The sequence below is a fragment of the Exiguobacterium sp. SH1S1 genome, assembly GCF_004337245.1.
Taxonomy (GTDB): Bacteria; Bacillota; Bacilli; order Exiguobacteriales; family Exiguobacteriaceae; genus Exiguobacterium; species Exiguobacterium aurantiacum_A.
Genome location: NZ_SJUZ01000001.1, coordinates 341,636 through 366,348, shown reverse-complemented (window position 1 = coordinate 366,348; position 24,713 = coordinate 341,636). Strand labels below are relative to the sequence as shown.

General features: G+C 52.2%; 21 protein-coding genes. 17 read left to right on the top strand and 4 right to left on the bottom strand.

Annotated features, from left to right (window positions below):
* Window positions 1-164 precede the first annotated feature (164 nt).
* Window positions 165-1,259, bottom strand: coding sequence for a M24 family metallopeptidase (locus tag EVJ23_RS01910; protein WP_071397827.1), 1,095 nt, complete (start codon window positions 1,257-1,259; stop codon window positions 165-167).
* A gap of 161 nt (window positions 1,260-1,420) precedes the next feature.
* Between EVJ23_RS01910 and EVJ23_RS01905 the strand changes: the two genes are divergently transcribed.
* Window positions 1,421-2,731: a DRTGG domain-containing protein gene (locus tag EVJ23_RS01905; protein WP_070329497.1), complete on the top strand. Its 1,311-nt coding sequence runs from the start codon at window positions 1,421-1,423 to the stop codon at window positions 2,729-2,731.
* Between the two features lie 40 nt (window positions 2,732-2,771).
* Here EVJ23_RS01905 and EVJ23_RS01900 read toward each other — a convergent pair whose 3' ends face one another.
* Window positions 2,772-3,086 (bottom strand): YtpI family protein, encoded by a 315-nt coding sequence (locus tag EVJ23_RS01900; protein WP_236633359.1) that lies wholly within the window; start codon window positions 3,084-3,086, stop codon window positions 2,772-2,774.
* A 76-nt stretch (window positions 3,087-3,162) separates the two neighbouring features.
* Here EVJ23_RS01900 and EVJ23_RS01895 point away from each other — a divergent pair, with 76 nt between their 5' ends.
* Entirely contained in the window at window positions 3,163-4,128 is a 966-nt protein-coding gene (locus EVJ23_RS01895) for a DHH family phosphoesterase (RefSeq protein WP_070326931.1), read from the top strand.
* Between the two features lie 16 nt (window positions 4,129-4,144).
* On the opposite strand, the gene EVJ23_RS01890 is transcribed toward EVJ23_RS01895, so the two are convergent.
* Complete coding sequence (locus tag EVJ23_RS01890) at window positions 4,145-4,336, bottom strand: YtzJ family protein (RefSeq protein ID WP_016508471.1); 192 nt, start codon at window positions 4,334-4,336, stop codon at window positions 4,145-4,147.
* Between the two features lie 101 nt (window positions 4,337-4,437).
* Between EVJ23_RS01890 and dnaE the strand changes: the two genes are divergently transcribed.
* From dnaE to coaE, 15 genes are all read left to right on the top strand, one after another.
* Window positions 4,438-7,605, top strand: coding sequence for a DNA polymerase III subunit alpha (dnaE, locus tag EVJ23_RS01885; RefSeq protein ID WP_236638835.1), 3,168 nt, complete (start codon window positions 4,438-4,440; stop codon window positions 7,603-7,605).
* Between the two features lie 128 nt (window positions 7,606-7,733).
* Window positions 7,734-8,234 (top strand): FadR/GntR family transcriptional regulator, encoded by a 501-nt coding sequence (locus tag EVJ23_RS01880; RefSeq protein WP_233589565.1) that lies wholly within the window; start codon window positions 7,734-7,736, stop codon window positions 8,232-8,234.
* A 14-nt stretch (window positions 8,235-8,248) separates the two neighbouring features.
* Complete coding sequence (gene accD, locus EVJ23_RS01875; protein ID WP_070327893.1) at window positions 8,249-9,103, top strand: acetyl-CoA carboxylase, carboxyltransferase subunit beta; 855 nt, start codon at window positions 8,249-8,251, stop codon at window positions 9,101-9,103.
* Window positions 9,096-10,031: an acetyl-CoA carboxylase carboxyl transferase subunit alpha gene (gene accA, locus EVJ23_RS01870; RefSeq protein WP_131443027.1), complete on the top strand. Its 936-nt coding sequence runs from the start codon at window positions 9,096-9,098 to the stop codon at window positions 10,029-10,031. The genes accD and accA overlap by 8 nt, the downstream gene beginning before the upstream one ends.
* Before the next feature lie 160 nt (window positions 10,032-10,191).
* Window positions 10,192-11,160 (top strand): 6-phosphofructokinase, encoded by a 969-nt coding sequence (gene pfkA / locus EVJ23_RS01865; protein WP_083273929.1) that lies wholly within the window; start codon window positions 10,192-10,194, stop codon window positions 11,158-11,160.
* A gap of 95 nt (window positions 11,161-11,255) precedes the next feature.
* Complete coding sequence (pyk, locus tag EVJ23_RS01860) at window positions 11,256-12,998, top strand: pyruvate kinase (RefSeq protein ID WP_070326936.1); 1,743 nt, start codon at window positions 11,256-11,258, stop codon at window positions 12,996-12,998.
* A gap of 68 nt (window positions 12,999-13,066) precedes the next feature.
* A complete protein-coding gene (locus EVJ23_RS01855; protein WP_016508479.1) occupies window positions 13,067-13,531 on the top strand; it encodes a DUF441 domain-containing protein in 465 nt (154 codons plus the stop codon).
* Window positions 13,532-13,715: 184 nt separating this feature from the next.
* The gene (gene citZ / locus EVJ23_RS01850; RefSeq protein WP_070326937.1) at window positions 13,716-14,828 is read left to right on the top strand and encodes a citrate synthase; all 1,113 of its coding nucleotides are present in this window, start codon (window positions 13,716-13,718) and stop codon (window positions 14,826-14,828) included.
* Window positions 14,829-14,942: 114 nt separating this feature from the next.
* Complete coding sequence (icd, locus tag EVJ23_RS01845; protein WP_070326938.1) at window positions 14,943-16,214, top strand: NADP-dependent isocitrate dehydrogenase; 1,272 nt, start codon at window positions 14,943-14,945, stop codon at window positions 16,212-16,214.
* Between the two features lie 40 nt (window positions 16,215-16,254).
* Window positions 16,255-17,190: a malate dehydrogenase gene (mdh, locus tag EVJ23_RS01840; RefSeq protein ID WP_070326939.1), complete on the top strand. Its 936-nt coding sequence runs from the start codon at window positions 16,255-16,257 to the stop codon at window positions 17,188-17,190.
* Between the two features lie 196 nt (window positions 17,191-17,386).
* On the top strand, window positions 17,387-18,091 hold the full coding sequence (locus EVJ23_RS01835; RefSeq protein ID WP_071397818.1) for a response regulator transcription factor: 705 nt from the start codon (window positions 17,387-17,389) through the stop codon (window positions 18,089-18,091).
* Complete coding sequence (pnpS, locus tag EVJ23_RS01830; protein ID WP_131463840.1) at window positions 18,088-19,815, top strand: two-component system histidine kinase PnpS; 1,728 nt, start codon at window positions 18,088-18,090, stop codon at window positions 19,813-19,815. The genes EVJ23_RS01835 and pnpS overlap by 4 nt, the downstream gene beginning before the upstream one ends.
* A gap of 208 nt (window positions 19,816-20,023) precedes the next feature.
* The gene (polA, locus tag EVJ23_RS01825) at window positions 20,024-22,621 is read left to right on the top strand and encodes a DNA polymerase I (protein WP_131463838.1); all 2,598 of its coding nucleotides are present in this window, start codon (window positions 20,024-20,026) and stop codon (window positions 22,619-22,621) included.
* A 20-nt stretch (window positions 22,622-22,641) separates the two neighbouring features.
* Complete coding sequence (gene mutM / locus EVJ23_RS01820; RefSeq protein ID WP_070326943.1) at window positions 22,642-23,466, top strand: DNA-formamidopyrimidine glycosylase; 825 nt, start codon at window positions 22,642-22,644, stop codon at window positions 23,464-23,466.
* A 12-nt stretch (window positions 23,467-23,478) separates the two neighbouring features.
* Window positions 23,479-24,084, top strand: coding sequence for a dephospho-CoA kinase (coaE, locus tag EVJ23_RS01815; protein ID WP_070326944.1), 606 nt, complete (start codon window positions 23,479-23,481; stop codon window positions 24,082-24,084).
* 16 nt (window positions 24,085-24,100) lie between these two features.
* Here coaE and EVJ23_RS01810 read toward each other — a convergent pair whose 3' ends face one another.
* Window positions 24,101-24,583 (bottom strand): site-2 protease family protein, encoded by a 483-nt coding sequence (locus tag EVJ23_RS01810; RefSeq protein ID WP_131463836.1) that lies wholly within the window; start codon window positions 24,581-24,583, stop codon window positions 24,101-24,103.
* Window positions 24,584-24,713 lie beyond the last annotated feature (130 nt).

The window sequence follows — 24,713 nt, the reverse complement described above, 5'->3', positions numbered from 1 at the left end:
AAATGCTATGTAACGGTCGTTCTCGTCCGCGGTAGAACGTGAAACGGCCGCCCGAGGGCGACCGTTTGCTTTGCTCGTCCGATGGTACTAAGGCTCAGGGATTGCCTGCGGAAAGCGTGGGCACCGGAAGGACGAGCGAATTTGATTGTGTTAGTCAACCTCTTTTAAATTTCTTGTAACGTCTTCGGGAAGCTCGTCAACAAGATTGGTCCGCTTTCGGTCATCACGATGTCATCCTCGATGCGGACGCCGCCGACACCAGGGAGATAAATGCCTGGCTCGACCGTGAACGTCATGCCGACCTGGGCCGTCATATCGTTGTTGGCTGCCATCGATGGGAACTCGTGGACCTCGATGCCGATACCGTGACCGACGCGATGGGTGAAGTATTCCCCGTATCCGGCCGTCGTGATGACTTGGCGGGCGGCGATATCGATCGAGCCGAGCGTCGTCCCGACGTTCGCCATCTCGATGGCGGCTTCTTCGGCCCGGAGCACGGTCTCGTAGATTTCCCGTTGTTTTGTGCTCGCCTCACCGTAGACGACGGTGCGGGTGATGTCTGAACAGTAGCCTTGCCAGACGACACCGAGATCGAATAAGGCGAAGTCACCTTTTTTGAGTCGGTTGTTGCCAGGAACACCATGCGGATCGGCGCTATTTTCACCGAACAAGACGAGTGTGTCAAATGACATTTCACGGACACCTTGCCGTTTCATGGCGTATTCGATCTCGGCGATGACTTCAAGTTCGGTCACCCCTTCACGCAACGCGCGGATGCCGGCTTCGATTGCCATGTCGGCAAGTTCGGCCGCGCGTTTCATGACCCGGATCTCATCTGTCGACTTGATCATTCGGAGCGCTTGTAATTCTTCCGTCAAATCAATGATCGACAGTCCGGCAAATCCGGCACGCAGTTGTTCGACGCGGTTATATGGTAAATGCTCGCCTTCAATCCCGATTCGTTCCGGAATGATTTGTTGGTCGAGAAACAGTTTGACGACTTTGTCCCACGGATTTTCGTGGTCCATGTACGTCACGATCTCACCGTTCCAGTCGCTCGCTTCGACGATTCCTTTTTCAAGGGCCGGACAGACGAGCGCCGTTGTCCCGTTCTTCAGTACTAGGATAGCGATCAAACGTTCATGGGCCTCGGCGTATACTCCTGAAAAATAGAAGACGGACGCTTTTGACGTGACAAACGCGGCGTCTAGCCCTTTCGTGGCCAAAGATTGTGCAATGTGGTTGGTTCGTTGATTCAACTCGATTCCCTTCCTTCTTGTTCAGTGGCTTTCTCGTTCATTATAGCGTTTTCCAAAATGGAAAGGAAATGTTGCATTTTCAGTAGTACAGTTTGAACAAGGTTCACTGATACAGTATACTGAGGATGACAGAAAATGTATTGAGGAAAGGGACTCGTGACATGACAACAAAACATGAACAGATCATAGCACATATCGAGTCGCTCGATGTCGGGTCTAAAATCTCCGTTCGCCAAATCGCAAAAGAACTTGCGGTATCAGAGGGGACGGCTTATCGGGCCATTAAAGAAGCGGAGAACTTGGGGTTCGTGTCAACGATCGAACGGGTCGGCACGATCCGCATCAAGCGCAAACATAAAGAGAACATTGAAAAACTGACATTTGCCGAAGTCGTCAACATCGTTGATGGTCAAGTGCTCGGCGGACGCGACGGCCTGCATAAAACGCTATCTAAGTTCGTCATCGGGGCGATGAAGCTCGAAGCGATGATGCGATATATCGACGTCGACTCGCTCGTCATCATCGGGAACCGGGAGAAAGCGCATGAACTCGTCTTGCAATCAGGCGGGGCCGTACTGATCACCGGTGGATTCGATACGACCGACGAAGTGAAACGGATGGCGGATAAGTACAACATGCCCGTCATCTCGACTTCCTATGACAGCTTTACCGTGGCGACGATGATTAACCGCGCCATCTATGACCGTTTGATCAAAAAGGAAATTCTGCTCGTCTCGGATATCGTCATTCCGTTACACGATACGTTTTATTTAAAAGTGGACGATACGGTCAAACGTTGGCACGAACTCAATGAACGGACGAAGCACAACCGTTACCCGGTCATCGACGACCAGATGAAAGTCGTCGGCGTCATCACCGCCAAAGATCTCATCGATCGGCCACACGATACAGAAATCGAAAAAGTGATGACGAAAAGCCCGATCACGGCCGGCGTTCAGACAAGTGTCACGAATGCGGCCCACCAGATGGTATGGGAAGGGATCGAGATGTTGCCGGTCGTCGACAACTACGGTCGCCTGCTCGGCATCATCAGCCGTCAAGACGTCCTAAAGGCGCTTCAGCTCGCGAACCGGCAACCACAAGTCGGTGAGACGTTTGATAATATGATCACCAATCAGTTGAAAGAGGATCCGACTTCGAATGGGACGGCGTTCACGGTCGAAGTGGCACCTCAAATGACGAGCCACATGGGGACGGCGTCGTCCGGAGTCTTGACGACGCTTCTAGTCGAAGGGGCGACCCGGAGTTTGCGGCATATGAAAAAAGGCGACCTTGTCGTCGAGAATATCACGGTCTACTTCATGAAACCGATTCAAATCGAGAGTCAAATCCGCGTCTCGGCGAACGTGTTCGACCTCGGACGAAAGTTCGGGAAAGTCGACGTCGAGATGACACAAGGGACACAACTCGTCGCCAAAGCGCTCGTCACGGCGCAACTGATCGACCGGTAAAGAAAAACGAGCTGATGATGTCATCAGCTCGTTTTACATATTAAGATTGGTTGATTGGTTCTTCAGACGCCTTCGGGAAAATCTTGCGATAGCGAATGATCCCGACGATTGCGTTGCCAAGCCCGAGGACGAGCATGACGATGCTGACGATCCAGCCGATGGTCGAATTGAGGCCGAGGCCGCCGAGCATCTGGTTGATGGCGAACAGCGCCAAAAACAAGCTGAGCCAGATGAGCGCTTGCGTGTTGAACAACGCTTTCCGGTACGGCGTCTTCGTCAAGAAGGCCCGACGTTTATAGACCAAATACGCACCGAGTGAGAACAAGATGAGTCCGATCATGATTAATTGACTCAAGTGAGAAACCCCTTTCAAACGTATAATCTGTTATCATCATACCATAGAATGGACATCAAGAAAGCGAGGAACGACCATGGCACATTGGCCTGAAGCAACAACGATATTGAAGTTAATCGAGGCGGCGGACACGATTATGATCCATCGACACGTCCGTCCCGATCCGGATGCGCTCGGAAGTCAACTCGGCTTAAAGCGGATCATCGAGCGGGCTTACCCGGATAAACACGTTTACGTCGTCGGCGGGATTGCCCGCGACCTCGAATTTTTAGGGAAGATGCAACACGTGGAGCCGGAGATGTATGACGAGGCGCTCGTCCTCGTGCTTGATACAGCGAACCACGAACGAATCGATGGACCATACGCCTTGAAAGGGAAGACTGTCGTCAAGATCGACCACCATCCTGACGAAGACGAGTATGCGACACATCAGATCGTCGATACGACGGTCAGTTCGACGTCGGAGATTGTGGCCGAGCTCGCTCGGATATGGGGCTTGGCTATCGATGAGCAGTCGGCGTTCTTACTTTTCGCGGGTATCGTCGGTGATACGGGACGCTTCCAGTTCCGGAACGCGACGCCGCACACGTTTGAGATCGCTGCTGACTTGATCAGTTACGGTATCGACACGAACCGCTTGTACCGCCAAATGTATAAGACGAACTTGGCGACACTCCAACTGCAAGGTTACGTCCTGCAAAACGTCCAAGTGACAGAGGCGGGCGTCGGATATGTCAAAATCGACGCCGACGTGCTCCGGACGTTTCATGCGACGCCAGAAGCGGCGTCGTTGCTCGTCAACAGCTTCTCTGGACTGGAGGGGTTGAAATGTTGGGTCATGTTCGTCGAGAACAAAGATGAGATTCGTGTCCGTATCCGCTCGAAAGGCCCGGTCATCAATGAAGTCGCCAAACGTTACCGTGGCGGCGGGCATCCGATGGCAGCCGGTGCGACAATTGACACGTGGGAAGAGATGGACGATGTGATTGCCGCACTAGAAGAAGTGGCCGCACCGTTCGAATTTGAAAATGAAGAGAGCTGACCGCGGTCAGCTCTCTTCATTTTGTATCGTCGTCTTGTGGAATGAACCACGTGCCGCGATCGGTGACGTCTTCGACGACGTCTAGTTGGTACTCGGTAATGTATTTGCGCAGCCGTTCGATAATTTCAGGACTGTCGGCAAATACGGTCTGTCCGTTCTGTAAAAGTTCTAACTTGTCGCGCGCGATTTTACCCCGATTAATAATCATACGCTTTTACCCCCTTTTATCATTCGTTTTGTCTATAATTATTGTATCAGAGAAGCATCGAGATGAGTTTGACAATTAAGAAAAAAGAGAGGGGGGCGCTTGTGCTCCATTTAAATGTAAGATCAGCGTTTAGCTTGATGCATAGCACGATTCGCTTAGAACAATATGTCGCCTCGATGGCGGAGCGGGGGAGTAAGTCGGTCGCGGTCGCAGATGACGCGTTTTATGGCGTTCCTCAATTTGTGAGACTATGCGAACGCTATGCGGTCAAGCCGGTCATCGGTCTACGGACGAGCCTTCATGTCGATGGGCTCGAGTTGGCCGTGCTCGTGTATGCGATGACCGACCTAGATATTCCAAAGCTGTATCGCATCGTCGAGGCAGGCGGATTGACCGAACCGACGGATTTATCGGTCGTCATCTTACCTGAGAATTGGAAAACGAGTGACCCGGTCCACCGACGTCGTTTGTTTAACCGTATACTCGGCTTTGTGGCAGAAGAACGGTTATGGCTCGGGTTGCCTGCTCCGCAGACGACCGAACAGACGCTCATCGTCAAACAGCTTCGGGGGATGCGCGAAGAACTCGGTGTTCGTTTAGTGCCGACGCCAGAGACATGCTATATGCGACCAGAAGATTTTGAAGCGTATCGTGCCATCGTCGCAATCGGGGAAGGCGAGGTCATCTCCCAAGAGGACGTTCATCAAAAAGGCAAGTATGTGCGGCTGCCGAGCGAGATGAACGACTGGTTCGAACCCTTGGAGCTCGAGGAACTCGCGCGATTCGAACAACTTGCGTCGGTAACGCAGATTCCGGCCGCGACTGCCGCGATCCCGGAACTGCCTGATGCCGTCGATCGACTCAAACGTCTCGTCGCGGAGCGATTGAAAGCACTTGATTTGCTCACCGAGACGTATATCGATCGGGCCCGGTACGAGCTTGACGTCATCGCCGGTACGGGGTTCGCCTCATACTTTTTGATTGTCGAGGACATCGTTCGCTTCGCCAGGGAGCAGGGCATCGAAGTCGGTCCAGGTCGTGGTTCAGCGGCCGGGTCGCTCGTCAGTTTCGCGCTTCATATTACAGAAGTCGATCCTGTTCGCTTCGATTTGCTGTTTGAACGTTTCTTGAACCCGGAACGGATCAGTATGCCAGATATTGATTTAGACTTCGAAGACGAACGGAGAGACGAGGTCGTCCAGTACGTGCTTGACAAGTATGGGCTGCATCACGCCGCTCAAATCGGTACGTTAGCGACGTTCGGTGCGAAGGCGGCGCTGCGTGACGTGGCCCGCGCTCTCGGGATGACGCTTGAAGAAGGCCAGGCTGCCAGTAAACAAGTCAAGGACGACGGGATCGCGGGCATTACGAACAATCCGACTAAAATGAAGTGGTTTGCCGGAAGTCAAAAACGGTCGCATCTGTTGACGATCGCGTCTCAATTGGAAGGGTTGCCGAGGCAAGCGTCGATCCATGCGGCCGGGATCGTCTTGAGCCGAGATCCGCTTGACACGGTAACGCCGCTGCAACCGACGGACGGGGGCCAAGTGACACAATATAATATGAAGGATCTCGAGGCGCTAGGACTGCTAAAAATCGATTTGCTCGGTCTCCGGAACTTGACACGATTGCGCGAGATGGAGATGTTGATTCGTGACACCGATTCACTATTCTCGCTGAAATCGATCCCGCTCGATGACAATCGGACGTTACGTGTTCTCGCACGAGGCGATACAGACGGCGTCTTTCAGTTTGAGTCGGACGGGATGAAGCAGGCGCTGCGGCAAGTGAAGCCGACCGAGTTTGAAGATATCGTCGTCACGATGTCGCTTTATCGCCCTGGACCGATGCAGTTCATCGAGACGTATGCCAAACGCAAGCACGGGATGCCGTACAAGCCGGTCCATCCGATCGTTGGCGAAGTGATGGAGACGACTAAAGGCGTGCTCGTCTACCAAGAACAAGTCATGAAGTTATTGCGCGAACTCGCCGGATATTCATACGCCGAGACCGATTTGATTCGTCGAGCCATCGCTAAAAAGGATATGGCCGCCATCGAGGTCGAGAAAACCCGTTTTTTGGAGAAGACGGCGGAGTACGACACGGATTCGATGCGACAAGTGTTCTCGTGGATTGAAAAATTCGCAGGCTACGGGTTCAACCGGTCGCACGCCGTCGCCTATAGTTTGATCAGTTATCGATTGGCGTATGTGAAAGCACACTTTGAACGCATTTTTTATCTCGTGACGTACGATAAGACGAATCAACTCGTGCGTATGCTAAGGAAAGGGAAAATCCCCGTCTATCCTCCTGACGTCTTGCACGGGAAAGCGGGAGCGTCTCTAGAAGGTCCGGGAGTCCGTCTCGGCCTCAAGGCGATTCAAGGATTGACGAAGCGGGACGTGGAACGATTGATTGAGCATCACGATCAGTTCACCGATGTGAAACGACTCGTGGAACTGATGGACTGGGGAACGAAAGATCAGTTGAAATTGCGCCGTCTGCTCGGTTCCGGGGCGTTAGACCGCATGTACCACGGCGATCGGAGCCGGGCTTTCCGGGCTGTGGAACGCTTGCGGGAAGAGGCGGGGACACATCTGCTCCCGGATGAACTGTCGGCCCTCGGCTTGAAACGGACCGAGGCGCCGGAACCGAATTGGTCGGAAGAAGAACGCGAGGCGCTCGGGACGTGGATCGTCCACTCACCTTTGACGACGGTGGCACCCCTTCAAGTGGACACGTCCACAATCGAGGAAGTGTTGCGCGGCGACAGAGGATTCATCGTCGTCTACGTCGATGCGATCCGGACGTTCAAGACGAAGAAAAACGAGGAGATGGGTGTCGCCATGGTCGATGACGGGGTCTCGCAAGATGAGGTCGTCATCTTCCCACGCGTGTTCGCAAACTACGCCCGCTCGCTCTATGTCGGGAACGTCCTGTTGCTCGAGGTTCATCCAAACGAGCGGGACGGGCGGATTCAACTCGTCGTGGAGCGGGTGCGGCCGTTAAATGGTCAAGCGTTGTTCGTCCGGCTTCGCCGTGAATCGTTCGCCGAGCTCGAAGAACTCCTTCATACAGCAAGTGGGGACGTCCCGGTGATTTGTCGCTTCTCCGACTCAAAAGAGGTGAAGCAATTGGCGTCTGCTTACTCGGTCAATCCAACGGAATCCTTCATGACCGCTTTGAAGAGCCGGTTCGGGGAAGCGGACGTCGTCTTAAAGCGGGTCGATTCAAAAACGTCCGGCGCGGGAACTAGTACCAAGTCATAAAAAGTGGTATAATCTGTTTGATTGGTCTGACCACTTTAAAGAGAATGCCATCCGAAAAGGAGTTGAACGGTCAGATGCATGGAAAATACGCATCCTCATTTCACGAAAACATTTCTAAAATTAGATCGTTGATCGTTCAGGCATCGCTCGCGCCGGGCGACCGTCTTCCATCCGAACGTGAACTGGCCGAGACGCTTTCAATCAGCCGCGCTTCGGTCCGAGAGGCGCTTCGGGCCCTCAGCTTTCTTGGGATCGTGGAGACGCGTCACGGGGGCGGGACGTTTTTGTGCGAGCAAGATCGGCACCGCTACATCGAGATCTTGTCTGAGTTTATCGTCACGAAACAGACGAAAGCGTCCGACATCGTCGACATGTTGCGGTTGCTTGAGCGCCTTGCGTTCTCTGAAGTCGAGCCGACACCGGAGCGGGTCAAGCTGCTCGAAGCGAACTTAGCGAATGATCGCGAGTTCCGTCAACAGCTGATTCTAGGCCTAGACAACGAGCTCTTCATTCGAATTTGGAGTGAAGTGAACCGATTTTATGACGGGACGGACGCAGGTGAACTGTATACGATCGAAGAACGAACACAATTATTGGAGATGTGGCGCAAGGTGAGGATGCCGGAATGAACGAGGGGGAAGCGATGACTGCTTTTTTCAAGAAACCAAAACGATACATGCCGTTGCGTCAACGAGAACCGAAAATTGACGCACCACAAGGATTGATGACGAAATGTCCATCCTGTAAATATATGCATTACACGAAACAATTGAACGAACACCATAAAGTGTGCGATTGTGGCTACCATTTCCCGCTCAGTGCAGATGAGCGGATTCGATTGCTCACTGATGAGAACTCATTCGTGAAATTTGCTGGACCGCGCGTGAAAGAAAATCCGCTCGGTTTTCCAGATTATGAAGAAAAATTAAAAAAAGACAGGGAACGAACTGGGATTGAAGAGGCGATTGTCTGCGGCCGGGGAATGATCTCTGGCCGTCACGCCGTCATCTGTGTCATGGACGCGCGCTTCCGGATGGGGTCAATGGGAGCTTACGTCGGGGAAGCGATCGCTTCAGCCGTCCGGACTGCGACTGCGGAACGATTACCTGTCGTGTTGTTCACCGCTTCAGGCGGTGCGCGCATGCAAGAAGGGATGGTCAGCCTCATGCAGATGGCGAATACGTCCATCGCGCTCAAGCAACATGACGAGGCCGGATTGCTGTATATCGCCTACTTGACCCATCCGACGACAGGTGGCGTCTCGGCTAGTTTTGCCATGCTCGGTGACTTGAACGTCGCCGAACCGGGTGCGTTGATCGGCTTCGCCGGACGGCGGATCATCGAACAGACGATTCGTGAAAAATTACCAGACAACTTCCAAACTGCTGAGTTCTTGCTAGAGGCTGGTCAACTCGATGCCGTCGTTCATCGTGAACAGATGCGTTCGTTCTTAAAGAACATCATCGATTTACATGACGGGGGGGCACATCATGTTTGACTCAACGAAAGAATTGAACGAACAACTCGTGAAGTTGCGCGAGATGGCGGAAACGAAAGGGATCGACCTATCCCGGGAGATCCGCCATCTCGAGACGAAGCTCCACCGATTAGAAAAAGACAATTATGGGAATATGAAACCGTGGGATCGCGTGCAATTGGCACGGAACCCGAAACGGCCGACGACGCTCGACTATATCGATCAGCTGTTCCCAGATTTTATTGAACTGCATGGCGACCGACATGGATATGATGATGCGGCGATCGTCGCGGGGATTGCCACGCTCGACGGTGTCCCGGTGACAATCATCGGCCATCAACGCGGCCGCAATACGAAAGAGAACATGTTGCGAAACTTTGGCATGCCTCATCCGGAAGGTTATCGCAAAGCGTTACGGTTCATGAAGCAGGCCGAGAAGTTCAACCGGCCGGTCATCACGTTCATTGACACGAAAGGTGCTTACCCGGGTAAGGCGGCCGAAGAACGCGGACAAAGCGAGGCAATCGCACGCAACTTGTTTGAGATGGCGACGTTGAAAGTCCCGATCGTTTCTGTCGTCATCGGCGAGGGCGGTTCTGGAGGAGCGCTCGGCATCGGTGTCTGCGACCGGCTGCTCATGCTCGAGAACAGCACGTACTCGGTCATCTCGCCAGAAGGTGCGGCAGCACTGCTTTGGAAAGACGCGAAGCTGGCGGAACGGGCCGCTGAAACGATGAAGATTACAGCACAAGATTTGCTCGATTTAGGGATTGTCGATGAGATTGTGACGGAAGTGTTTGGCGGAGCCCACATCGATGTGTCACTACAGTCTTCGCTCTTGAAGCCTGTATTAACACAGCATGTCAGTGAGTTGGTGAAACGCTCGCGCGATGAGTTGCTGCAAGGGCGCGCTGCCAAATATCATCAAATTGGCACATTTGGCTCGTGAAAACGGTAACAACCGCTTGAGGTTCACGTTAAACCACTCACGAAATGACTGCTTCCGACGGTACCCCATGCATTTTTTTCACATACTTGTGTTGTAAAACAAAGGTCAGACATGGTATTTTTATTTCAGATTTCGTTAAAACACATAAGAGGTGAGTGACGTGAATTTAAGACGAATTGCGGTATTGACAAGTGGGGGAGACGCCCCTGGAATGAACGCTGCAGTCCGTGCAGTGACCCGAAAAGCAATTTTTGAAGGTCTAGAAGTGTACGGTGTGTATAACGGCTATCAAGGTTTGATTGAAGGCGATCTCGTTGAATTGAACCTAGGTTCAGTCGGCGATATCATTCAACGCGGAGGAACGTTCTTACGTTCTGCCCGTTGCCCAGAGTTTAGAACTGAAGAAGGCCGGGCTAAAGCGGTCAAACAGTTGAAGAAATTCAACATCGATGCGCTCGTCGTCGTAGGCGGAGACGGTTCTTACCGTGGAGCTCAGAAGTTGACGGAGCTAGGTTTCCCGACAATCGGGCTGCCTGGCACGATCGACAATGATATTCCGGGAACGGACGCGACGATAGGATTTGACACAGCGCTCAACACAGCGCTCGATGCGATCGATAAGATTCGTGACACGGCTTCTTCACATGAACGTACGTATGTCATTGAAGTGATGGGTCGCGACGCGGGTGACATCGCTCTTTACGCCGGTCTTGCCGGTGGAGCGGAGTCGATCCTCGTCCCAGAACGTCCTGAAGACTTGAGTGCGATTGTGGAGCGGATCAACCATGGTGTTGCCCGCGGCAAGAAACATTCGATTGTCGTCGTTGCTGAAGGAGCTGGCAGTGCCGAAGAGATTGGTAAACTCATTGCTGAGCAGACAAACTCGGAAACACGTGTCACGATCCTTGGACATATCCAACGTGGTGGTTCACCAACTGCCGCCGACCGCGTGCTTGCTAGCCGGATGGGCGCTTACGCCGTTGAAATCCTGTTAGAAGGCAAAGCTGGACGGGTCGTTGGAATCCGTGGCGGTAAAATGATGGACCTCGATATCGACGAGGCGCTCGACCATAACAAGCATACGCTTGACATGAAGTTGATCGACCTGTCGAACCAACTTTCGATTTAACGAGTGACAGTGAACTCCACAGAGACGGGATCAGGTCAATCGACCCCCCGTTTTCTGTGTGTAAATGTAATACATCCCCTAGGAGGTTTTTATTTATGCGTAGAACGAAAATTGTATGTACGATCGGACCAGCTTCAGAGAAGCTTCTCCCAGAAATGATTGAAGCTGGAATGAACGTGGCTCGTCTTAACTTCTCACACGGTGACTACGAAGAGCACGGAGCACGTATCCGCGACATCCGTGAAGCATCACGCGTCGCAGGCAAAATCGTGACTGTCCTTCTCGATACGAAAGGTCCTGAAATTCGGACGCATACGTTCGCAGACGGAAAGGCACTCCTTGAAAAAGGGAAAGAAGTGACAATCGTCTCAACAGAAGAAATCGTCGGAACGAAAGACCGTTTCTCGGTCACGTACGAAGGATTGTTCGATGACGTCGAAGTCGGTTCTAGCATCATGCTCGATGACGGACTCATCGGTCTCCGTGTCGTCGAAAAACTTCCGAACCGCGATCTTCGTTGCATCATCGAAAACGAAGGCGTCATCAAGACGAAGAAAGGTGTAAACTTGCCGAACGTCAAGGTTAACCTTCCTGCCTTAACAGACAAAGATATCGCGGACATCGAGTTCGGTATCTCGCAAGATATCGACGTGATCGCGGCTTCATTCGTACGTCGTGCGTCTGACGTCGTCGCCATTCGTCAACTTCTCGAGAAGCACGATGCGTCGCACATCAAGATTTACCCGAAAATTGAAAACCAAGAAGGTGTCGATAACATCGACGAAATCTTGTCTATCTCTGACGGTTTGATGGTTGCGCGTGGTGACCTCGGTATCGAGATCCCGACTGAAGAAGTCACACCAGTACAAAAAGAATTGATCAAGAAGTGTAACGACCTCGGTAAGCCGGTCATCACAGCGACACAAATGCTTGACTCGATGCAACGCAACCCGCGCCCGACACGTGCGGAAGCGTCTGACGTTGCCAACGCCATCCTCGATGGTACGGATGCGGTCATGCTCTCAGGTGAGACGGCTGCAGGGGACTACCCAATCGAGTCAGTTCAAATGCAAGCAGCGATCGCTGTTCGTACAGAGCGTATGCTTGACTACAAAAACTTGCTCAAAGATCGTCAAAAACGCAGTGAGCATACGGTAACGGATGCGATCTCACAAGCGGTTGCCCATACGGCAATCAACTTGAACGCGAAAGCGATCTTGACACCAACACAATCAGGTTACACGGCTGCCCGTACAGCGAAATATCGTCCGGAAGCAAACATTATCGCGGTGACTGAATCAGAGCGCGTCGCTCGTCAGTTGAACCTCGTTTGGGGCGTATACCCGATCGTTGCTGACACGATGCCGAACAACACGGATGAGATGTTGGTTCAAGCATCTGAAGCAGCTCGTCACGCTGGACTCGTCACAGACGGCGACCTCGTCGTCATCTCAGCAGGTATTCCGGCAGCGACTTCTGGTACGACGAACATGATGAAAATTCACATCGTCGGACACGCTCTTGCAAACGGACGCGGCATCGGTGAGCGCGGCCTCGTCGGAGAAGTCGTCGTTGCGAACAACGCGGACGAAGCGAACGCTAAAGCAAAAGACGGCATGATCCTCGTGGCACCGTTCACTGATAAAGAAATGATGCCAGCGATCGAAAAAGCAGCCGGCATCATCACAGAAGACGGTGGATTGACGAGCCATGCCGGCATCGTTGGACCATCGCTCCGTAAACCGGTCATCGTCGGTGTTGAATCTGCAACGTCTACGTTCCGTGACGGACAGATGATCTCGATCGACCCGCTTACTGGAAAAATTTATAACGCGTAATCGAATGACAATCGAACCGACCTTCTCATGAGGTCGGTTCTTTTTCCATTCAGAAAGAGGGATGAATCATGGGTGCTTATTTATTTCTGCTATTACTCGTCTTGATCGGCGTGATTTCCCATAATCAATCGGTCATAATCGCGAGCAGTGTACTCTTAATCATTAAAGCAATCGGCTTCGGTGACCAGCTGTTCCCGACGCTCGCCGCAAAAGGGATCCATTGGGGTGTGACGATCATCACGATCGCAGTCCTCGTCCCGATCGCGACCGGAGACATAGGTTTTAGAGAATTGTGGAATAGTATTAAAGGACCGGTCGGCATCATTGCCTTTTCGTCCGGTATCTTCGTCGCCCTCGCCGCCGCCCAGGGCGTGCAACTGATGCGTGTCGACCCGGTCGTGACGACGGCCTTGCTCGCAGGCACCATTCTTGCGGTCGGATTCATGAAAGGCGTTCCGGTCGGTCCGCTCGTTGGTGCCGGGATTGCCGCGCTCATTTTAGGGGGATATAACCTTATCGAGAAGTGGGTTTGACATTTTTTTACGACTGGATACGCTTACATTTCTTTTTTTCAGTAAATTGTTTATACTAGACGGAGGACAGGGTGGCGCGAACTCGATACGTGCTGGGGAGATTTATCGAACCCCCACCCTTATTCCCTGCAAACAGACTGTATGATGCGGTCGACTACTTTCAAAGACTGAGGGGGAGTTATTAATGTCAACAACTAAAGGGTTAGAAGGAATTGTGGCGGCAGCCTCAAAAGTCAGTTCGATCATTGATGGACAATTGACTTATGGAGGATACACAATCGATGACTTGGCAGACCATGCCACGTTCGAAGAAGTCGTCTTTCTATTATGGAACGACCGCCTTCCGAAGGCAGATGAATTAACGAAACTCTCAGAAGCGCTCGTTCAAGAAGCGAAGTTGCCAGAAGACGTCATCGCGACACTCGAGCGGGCACCAAAGTCTGCGAACGCGATGGCCACGATTCGTACGGCACTCTCTCAACTCGCGTTGTACGATGAAGAGGCTGAAGACATGAGCGAAGAGGCAAACATGCGTAAAGCGATTCGTCTTCAAGCACAAATCGCGACGATCGTGACTGCTTTCGCGCGGTTACGGAAAGGTAAGCAACCGATTGCGCCGAAGCAAGGCTTGTCGTATGCAGCCAATTTCTTATATATGTTGAACGGGGAAGAGCCGAATGAAGTCGCCGAGACGACGATCGACAAGGCGCTCATTCTTCACGCCGACCATGAGTTGAACGCTTCGACGTTCACAGCCCGTGTCTGCGTAGCGACGCTCTCAGATATGTATTCTGGTGTGACGGCAGCGATGGGCGCACTCAAAGGTCCACTTCACGGTGGCGCCAACGAGGCGGTCATGAAGATGCTTCACGAAATCGGTTCGGTCGACAAAGTTGAAGACTACGTGCGCGGCAAGTTCGAACGCCGTGAGAAGATCATGGGCTTCGGTCACCGTGTTTATAAGGACGGCGATCCGCGTGCGAAACACTTGAAAGAGATGAGTCGCCAACTGACGGCTCAAATCAATGAGCCACATTGGTACGAGATGTCTGAGAAGATCGATCACCTTGTCGAGACTGAAAAAGGGCTCAAACCGAACGTCGACTTCTACTCGGCTTCGACGTACTATGCGCTCGGTCTTGACGAAGAGCTGTTCACGCCGATCTTCGCGGTCTCGCGGATGTCAGGCTGGATCGCGCACATCCTCGAGCAATACGCCGACAACCGTCTCATTCGTCCGCGTGCCGAGTACGTAGGCGAAACGAATCGTTCATACGTACCGGTAAACGAGCGTTAATTGACGCATCGTTCGAAGATTGCGTCACAATTTAGACATAAACTTTGGTAAACTAACAGATGACGTAGGTCGGCGCTCGCGTCGGCCTACATAAATGTACTTAGGGGGATTCATATGTCAACACAAGGTCAAAAGATTACAGTAGAAAACGGTGCACTTAACGTACCAAACGTACCAACGATTCCATTCATCATCGGAGATGGAACAGGCCCAGACATCTGGAACGCTGCAGTCCGCGTCTTTGATGCAGCTGTCGAGAAAGCATACGGCGGCGAGAAGAAGATCGAATGGAAAGAAGTGTTCGCTGGCGAGAAGGCGTTCAACCAAACGGGTGAGTGGCTTCCTAACGAGACGCTCGACGAGATCCGTGAATATTTGATTGCCATCAAAGGACCGCTCACGACACCGGTCGGCGGCGGAATCCGTTCACTCAACGTTGCGCTCCGTCAAGAACTTGACTTGTACACGTGCTTGCGTCCTGTCCGTTACTTCACTGGCGTCCCGTCACCGGTCAAACGTCCTGAAGACACAGACATGGTCATCTTCCGTGAGAACACAGAAGATATTTATGCAGGGATCGAATACGCTTCAGGCAGCGACGAAGTGAAGAAGTTGATCACGTTCTTGAAAGAAGAGATGAACGTCAACAAGATCCGTTTCCCAGAAACATCGGGTATCGGCATCAAGCCGATCTCGTCAGAAGGAACAAAACGTCTCGTTCGGGCATCTCTCGAATACGCGATCGCGAACAACCGTAAATCGCTCACGCTCGTCCATAAAGGTAACATCATGAAGTTCACAGAAGGCGCCTTCAAAAACTGGGGGTATGAACTCGCAGAAGAAGAGTACGGCGACAAAGTGTTCACATGGGCCCAGTATGACCGCATCAAAGAAGAGTCAGGCGAAGCTGCTGCGAACGAAGCGCAATCGAAAGCGGAAGCGGAAGGCAAAATCATCGTGAAAGATTCAATCGCTGATATCTTCCTCCAACAAATCTTGACTCGTCCGCGTGAGTTCGACGTCGTCGCGACAATGAACTTGAACGGTGACTACATCTCGGACGCGCTCGCTGCTCAAGTCGGCGGAATCGGGATCGCACCAGGTGCGAACATCAACTACGTGACAGGACATGCCATCTTCGAAGCGACACACGGTACGGCACCGAAGTATGCCGGTCTTGACAAAGTCAACCCGTCATCTGTCATCTTGTCAGGTGAGATGATGCTCCGTCACATGAACTGGAACGAAGCGGCTGACCTCATCGTTCGTTCGATGGAGAATACAATCGCATCGAAAGTCGTCACATACGACTTTGCCCGTCTCATGGACGGCGCGACAGAAGTGAAATGTTCAGAGTTTGCGGATGAACTGATCAAAAACATGTAAGTAGCACTCAAGTTTGGACTAAACCAAGGGGGAGAGCACAATGATTCGTCGCAACAAGATTTCTGTTATCGGTAGCGGATTCACGGGGGCCACGACGGCACTATACTTGGCTCAAAAAGAGTTAGGAGACGTCGTCCTTCTCGACATGCCAGAGTTTGAGAACCCGACGAAAGGAAAAGCGCTCGATATGCAAGAAACGGCGCCGATTCAAGGATTTGATTCATTGATCACCGGGACGTCGGATTACGCTGACACGGCTGATTCGGACATCGTCGTCATCACGGCTGGTATCGCCCGCAAGCCGGGCATGAGCCGGGACGACCTCGTCACGACGAACGCTAGCGTCATGCGGTCGGTCACGAAAGAGATTGTCAAGTATTCACCTGACGCGATCTTGATCGTCTTGACGAACCCGGTCGATGCGATGACGTATACGGTGTTCAAAGAGTCGGGCTTCCCGAAAGAGCGCGTCATCGGCCAGTCCGGTGTGCTCGACACGGCGCGGTTCCGGACGTTCGTCGCTTCGGAGTTGAACGTCTCTGTGAAAGACGTGTCCGGGTTCGTCCTCGGCGGTCACGGCGACGACATGGTGCCGCTCATCCGCTATTCGTATGCAGGAGGCATCCCGCTCGAGAAGTTGTTGCCGAGTGAACGCATCGACGCGATCGTCGCGAGAACGCGTAAAGGTGGCGGTGAGATCGTCCAACTCCTTGGCAACGGTTCGGCGTACTACGCGCCGGCCGCGGCCATCGTCGAGATGGTGGAAGCGATTTTAAAAGATCAACGCCGCATTTTACCGGCCATCACGTATCTTGATGGAGAGTATGGCTTCCGTGACCTCTATCTTGGCGTGCCGACGGTTCTCGGTGCGAACGGGATCGAGCGTGTGCTCGAACTTGACCTGACGGACGAAGAACAAGCCGCGCTCAAGCGCTCGGCTGACTCGGTCCGTTCCGTCTTGAACGTCCTAACTTGAAAGCAAGTCTAGTCTGCGTCGCAGGCTAGACTTTTTTTGTTGGATTCGTTTTTCTTCCAAGCGTGCTAAAATGGAGATAGACAGTGGATTTGTTTTGTTTTTGTAAAGAATTGCTTTGAAGTTGGTCGCGAGTGGGATTGATTTGTAAAATAGGTAGTGTAAACGACTGAACAGATAGATTCGAGGAGGAACTAGTGTGGCCGATAAAGTAATTGTTGTTGATGACGAAGTATCGATTGCGACGTTATTAAAATTTAATTTAGAACAAGCCGGATTTGAGGTCGAGACGGCCCATGATGGAAAAGCGGGGCTTGAATTAGCCGAGAAACAAGACGCGGTGTTGATTATCCTCGACTTGATGTTGCCGGAAATGGACGGGCTTGAAGTATGTAAACGGCTGCGCCAACAAAAAGTGAACACGCCGATCTTAATGTTGACGGCGAAAGACGACGAGTTCGATAAAGTGCTCGGTCTCGAACTTGGCGCTGACGACTATTTGACGAAACCGTTCAGCCCGCGCGAAGTCGTGGCCCGGGTCAAAGCGATTTTGCGCCGGTCAGGTCCACAGGAAACGCCGACGGTCGACGCCGACGTCATCGAGATCGGAGACGTCAAAATCATCGCTTCGAACTATGAGGTTTTCAAAAAAGGCGAACGTCTCGAATTGACGCCGAAAGAGTTTGAACTGCTGGCTTATCTCGCCAAAAACAAAGGCCGTGTGTTGACGCGTGATCAATTGCTGTCAGCCATTTGGAACTATGATTTTGTCGGTGATACGCGTATCGTCGACGTTCATATTAGTCATTTGCGTGAAAAAATTGAGCCGGTGACGAAGAAACCGACGTACATCAAGACGATCCGAGGTCTCGGTTATAAGATGGAAGAACCGATGCCCGAATGAAGACGTATCGCTCGCGTTTTTTGACGACACTCATCCTGCTCGTGACGGGCGTGTTGCTGACACTCGGGATCGTGCTCGGTCAACTGTTCAAAGATTTCTATTTGGACTCGGAGCGCGACCGGTTGAAAGAAGACGCCCAACTCGCCGCCTTGTATTTGGACGGGGGTGAGCTTGAGGAGATTCGTGACTACGTTCGACAAATCGATGATGAGAGCAGTTTCGACATCTTGCTGTTGAACCGAAGGATGGAAGTGATTGCCGGCACGCCGTTCCGCGTCGGAGCGTTCGAATACCGGATTGACGCCGACACGATTCCGGTTAACGGTGCGTTCGGCAACGCGACACGCGACGATTTGATCCAGTTCACGAAACCGATTGAACTGTCGACCGGTGAAACGGTCTACCTTAGCTTCATCCGCTATATTTCTGACTTAGAAGGTGTCTACAATCGGATTTGGCTGACGGTCGCGCTCGCATTGTTCTTCTCATTCTTCCTCATTTTATTCGTCCTCCACAATCTGACGAACCAGTTCATCCGGCCGATCGATGAGGCGACGATCGTGTTACGCGAACTCGCCGACGGGAATTACCGGGCCCGTGTGTATGAACTACGCAACGATGAAGAGACGGGAAGTCTGGCCGGGTCGATTAACGTCCTCGCCCGTAACTTAGAGACGATCTCGCTCGGGGAGTCGGTGCAGCGGGCAAGGCTCGAGTCACTGATCGAGTATATGGGAGCCGGTCTGTTGCTCGTCGATGAACGCGGTATCGTCACGCTCGTCAACCGATCGTACCGGGATATGTTCCAATACGACGATTTGATGATCGGCCAGTTTTACCATGGCATTTTACCGAGTCCGGACGTCGAGACGTTGATCGAGGACGTCTATTTGACAGAAGAGCCGCACCGTCGCCAGCTATCAATTCGAATCGGGTTCAACCAAAAGACGTATATGGTGTCAGCTGCCCCGATCTTTAGCGATACCGGCATGCTGCGCGGGACGACTCTATTGTTTAACGACATCTCCGAACTGAAACGGCTTGAGAAAATGCGGAAAGATTTCGTTGCGAACGTGAGCCATGAATTGAAGACGCCGCTCACTTCGATCAGAGGCTTCAGTGAGACGTTACTCGACGGGGCGAAAGAAGTGCCCGAGTTGCGCGATCAATTTTTGGATATCATCCAAAAAGAAGCGACTCGCATGCAAATGCTCGTCGAGGACTTGCTCGAACTGTCACGGCTCGAGCAGGAAAATTTCCATTTGGAGTTCACGCCTGTCCAACTCAATCAGCTCGTCGAAGAGGTGTGTCTCGTCTTAAGCCAGAAGGCGGAGCAAAAATCAATCCATCTTGAAGCGCATCACGAAGGCGACGTCGTCTTGCAAGCGGACTTGAATCGGATCAAGCAAGTCATCTTGAACCTTGTCGCGAACGCGATCAACTATTCGCCAGAAGGCAGCCAGATCGAGATTACGGTCGAGAAGCGGGAGACGACGGCGCGCTTGATCGTCAAAGACGACGGGATCGGCATCGCTCCAAAAGAAGTGAGCCGTATATTCGAACGGTTTTACCGGGTCGACAAGGCCCGGAGTCGAAATTCTGGAGGGACCGGCCTTGGCCTCGCCATCGTCAAGCACATCGTCGATCTTCATCATGCGACGATCCATGTTGACAGCGACGAAGGCGTTGGGACGACGTTCACAATCGAATTCCCGCTCGCTTAACAAGGAATTTATATCGCGTTCACACGACCTTTACAAACAGATGCTACTCTATTGATGAGACCTCTTCATCATCTCGTATCCCGGCCGGTGCTCATCTCCACTCGGTCGAGAAGATTGACCCTTTTCTAGTACTTAGAAAAGGGTCTTTTTTTTCGAGCGCATGTGCCCGTATGATATGATGGATACAGAAGAGAATGGAGGTTGGACGATGAATAAATTACTGCTCCTCGATGGAAACTCACTGACGTATCGTGCGTTTTTCGCGTTGCCTCCGATGACGGATGCATCGGGACGAAACACGAACGCGGTATATGGGTTCACGATGATGCTTTTAAAATTGATGGAAGACGAGCAACCGACGCATTTCGCGGTCGCGTTCGATGCGTCGAAGAAGACGTTCCGCCACGATACATATGCGGACTATAAAGGTGGGCGGCAGAAAACACCAGGTGAGCTCCGCGAACAGTTCCCGATCGTTCGTGAACTGTGTGAGGCGTTCGGGATCAAAGTGCTCGAACTCGATCAATATGAGGCTGATGACATAATCGGGACACTTTCGAAAAACGAGGCGTTCGAACAAGTCACGGTCGTCACGGGTGATAAAGATTTACTTCAACTGATCGATCAGCGAGTCACCGTCTACTTAACGAAACGTGGCATCACTGACGTCGAGACGATGGACGAGGCGGCGTTCCACGAACGTTACGAGGGCTTGGCACCTCGCCAAATGATCGATCTCAAAGGGCTGATGGGCGATAAATCCGATAACATACCGGGAATTCCGGGTGTCGGCGAGAAGACGGCGCTCAAGTTGCTGTCAAATTACGGCTCGGTCGAAGGGCTGTATGAACATACACATGAGTTAAAAGGGAAGCAAAAAGAAAAAGTCGAGGCGAACGAGCAGGAAGCTCGAATGTCAAAACAACTCGCGACGATCCATACGGACGTCCCGATCGACGTCAGTGTGGATGACTTACAGTTCCATCCGTATGACGCGGCAAAAGTCAAACCGTTGTTCATGAGCCTTCAGTTCAAATCACTGGTCAGTAAGCTGAACACCGATGCGACGACGGAAGAGGCGGCAGAAGCGCGAGACGTGACGCACGTCGGCATCGAACAGCAAGATTTGTCGGAAGCCGTCCTGTTTATCGAACAGCTGCGGGACGACTATTTCGAAGACGACATCATCGGTGTGGCGATCGCATCGAAAGTCGGTGTGACCGTCGGTGATATGTCGTTGTTAGACGTACCGGACGTGAAGGCTTGGCTAACGGACGAGACCCGGAAAACGATCTGTTTGGATGCCAAACAGACGATCGTTCAATTGAAACGGAACGAATTGACACTTCGCGGCTACGAAGACTTGCTCGTCGCCGGCTATTTGCTCAACTTGTCGGGCGGAACGACGCTCGATTCGATCGCCGCGCACTTCGATTACGCGTTGCCTGAAGACGAGGCCGTCTACGGGAAAGGGGCGAAACTGCACGTGCCGGAACAAGCGGTGCTCGACCAACATCTTGGCGAGAAGGCGATGGCTATCTTCACGTTGTTCGCGAAAGTCATTCCGGAAATCGATGAAAACGAGCAGACGTCACTTTATCAAGATTTAGAACGTCCGCTCGCCTCGGTGCTCGCGGAAATGGAATGGGCCGGAATTCACGTCGACGTGGCGACGCTTCAAGCGATGGAAACCGATCTCAGGGACCGCCTTGATCAGCTCGAGACAGAAATTCACGGATTGGCCGGCGAGTCGTTCAATATCAATTCGCCGAAACAGCTTGGCGTCATCTTGTTTGAGAAGTTGGCACTCCCACCCGTGAAGAAGACGAAAACCGGATACTCAACGGCGGCCGACGTGTTAGAGAAGCTGGCGCCGCTCCATCCGATCGTCGAACATATCATGCATTACCGTGAGCTCGGAAAACTGCAGTCGACGTACGTCGAGGGCTTACAAAAAGTCATCAAAGCGGACGGGAAGATTCATACACGCTACACGCAGACGCTCACACAGACAGGGCGACTGTCATCGGTCAATCCGAACTTGCAAAACATCCCGATTCGGCTCGAGGAAGGACGCCGAATCCGTAAGGCGTTTACGGCAAGTGAGCCGGGCTGGGTGCTGTATGCGGTCGACTACTCGCAGATCGAGCTGCGGATCATGGCGCATATGTCGCAAGACGCGAAGATGCTCGAGGCGTTTTTAAATGACGAAGATATTCATACGTCGACGGCGGCTAACGTGTTCCGTGTCGCCAAAGAAGAAGTGACGTCGCTCATGCGGCGTCAAGCGAAGGCGGTCAACTTCGGGATCATTTATGGCATCAGTGATTATGGGTTGTCGCAAAACCTCGGCATCAGCCGTAAAGAAGCGCAGACGTTCATCGACACGTACTTCGAGCAGTTCCCCGGTGTGAAACGCTTCATGGATGCCGCTATCGAGCGGGCGCGGGAACATGGGTATGTCGAGACGATGCTCAAACGTCGCCGTAACATCCCGGACATCCATTCACGTAACTTCAACTTGCGGGGCTTTGCCGAACGGACGGCTATCAACACGCCGATTCAAGGAACAGCGGCGGACATCATTAAAAAAGCGATGATTGACGTCGATACGGCGCTTCAAGCATCGGGTCTGCAATCGAAACTATTGCTTCAAGTCCACGATGAACTCATCTTTGAAGGACCGCTTGCTGAGACGTCCGCGCTTGAAAAACTTGTGAAACAAGCGATGGAACATACGATCACACTCGATGTCCCGCTTCGGGCGGACGGCTCGTTCGGTGAGACGTGGTTCGACACGAAATAAAGTAAAGGAAGGAAATCGATATGCCAGAATTACCAGAAGTAGAGACGGTCTGTCGCCGACTGCGACCGTTCGTCTCCGGAAAAACGATTCAAGACGTCAATGTACGCGACGCGAAAATCATTCGCGGACATGAGGCCGACGTGTGGGTACAACAGCTGATCGGCGAGACGATGGTCGACGTCGAGCGGCGCGGCAAGTTCATTTTATTTAAATTGACGAACGGCTACCTCGTCTCTCATTTACGGATGGAAGGGAAATTCTTTCCGCACAGCGAAGCCGTCGATCCGGTCAAGCATACGCACGTCGTCTTCACGTTCACCGACGGTACGAGCCTGCACTATAACGACGTCAGGAAGTTCGGCACGATGGAACTTCGGACGAACGACGAGTTGTTCGTGACGCCACCGCTGTCGCTGCTCGCGCTCGAGCCGTTCGACCCTGAAGTGACGGCCGAAACGTTGCACGCCCGTCTGAAGCGCATGAACGTGAGAGCGATCAAGACGGCGTTACTCGATCAATCGATTTTTGTCGGTCTCGGCAATATTTATGTCGACGAGACGTTGTTCCGGGCACGGATTCATCCGACCCGGCCAGCAGCCTCGCTTTCACTCACTGAAGTTGAGACCGTCCGTCAAGAAGCGGTCGCTGTGTTATTAGAAGCGATCGAGCGGGGTGGAAGTACGATCCGCAGCTATACGAATCCGGACGGGGCGGCTGGAACGTTTCAAGAGACGCTTTACGTCTACGGGCAGACCGGTGAACCGTGTCACAATTGCGGTCGGCCGATTGAAAAGATGAAACTAGGCGGACGGGGGACGCATTACTGTCCGCACTGCCAACAGTAAGAGGTGGACACAATGTTGAAAATTGGTTTGACAGGCGGCATCGCGACAGGGAAGTCGACGGTGTCCCGCCTATTCCGACAACAAGGGATTCCGATTATCGATGCCGACAAGATTGCCCGTACCGTCGTCGACCCTGAAGGTAAAGCTTACTCTGCTGTCCGAGAAGCGTTTCCGCGCTGTTTTGAAGGTGAGCAGTTGAACCGGCCGGCGCTCGGGCGAGAGATCTTCCATGACGAAGCAAAAAGGAAATTGTTGAATCAGCTCATGCATCCGGCGATCCGGGAAGAAATGCAGGAGCAGATGCATTCCTTTGCGGCAGCAGGGGAATCTGTCGTCATCTTTGACATCCCGCTCTTGTTCGAAGGGACGATGCGTGACCTCGTCGATTATACGGTCGTCGTCTATTGCCGGGAAGAGATGCAGTTGATGCGTCTCATGGAGCGTAACGGCTTGACGAAAGAAGAAGCGCTCGCAAGGATCCACTCGCAAATGCCGATCGAAGAAAAGAAGCATCACGCTGACTTTTTAATCAACAACAACGGGGCACTCGGAGACTTGTTGCCTCAAGTGACGCGTCTCGTCGAACAATTTCAAGACATGAAAAAAGAAGGCGACTGACGCCTTCTTTTTTTGTTCAGTTGAGCGGATCTGCGTCCGGTTGCCCTTTTTTCCATGTGTCGAAAATAGCGCGCCCGTCACTTGGATGTCCGTTCGAGTAATAGATCGGATAGAGCGAGAAGAACACATAATAAAACGAGAAATAGGCGAACTGATACGTGTAGAGTGTCGGTTCAATCTCCCGTGTCAGGATAAACCAGTTCACGATTAAGATACTCGATAGATTGAAGATCGACCCGCCCGCGTAGACGATACTCCTCGTCAAGCGATTACTGTATTTCAAGTCCGAGAATTGGCACCAGGCGTCATAGAAGTAGACGCGGTTAAACTGCATGCGCCCGACCTTGAATAGCTTCTTCCCGGTCCCAATCTCCATATCGAGTGATCCCCCGAATAATTTCGCGAAAAAGAAATGCCCGAATTGATGGATAATTGTCACAATCGGCAAGATGACAAAAAACGAGATGACAAATTTGTCTAAGTCTGTCCAATCAAACATATAACGTAGCTCCTTTCCAAGCTCTACACCAAATTTCCCTCTTTTTCAAAAACGAAACTGTAAAAAAGTGATAAAAATGTGACGATACATAGTGAAAACGCTTCCATTTTTCCGTTATAATGGTGTCGTA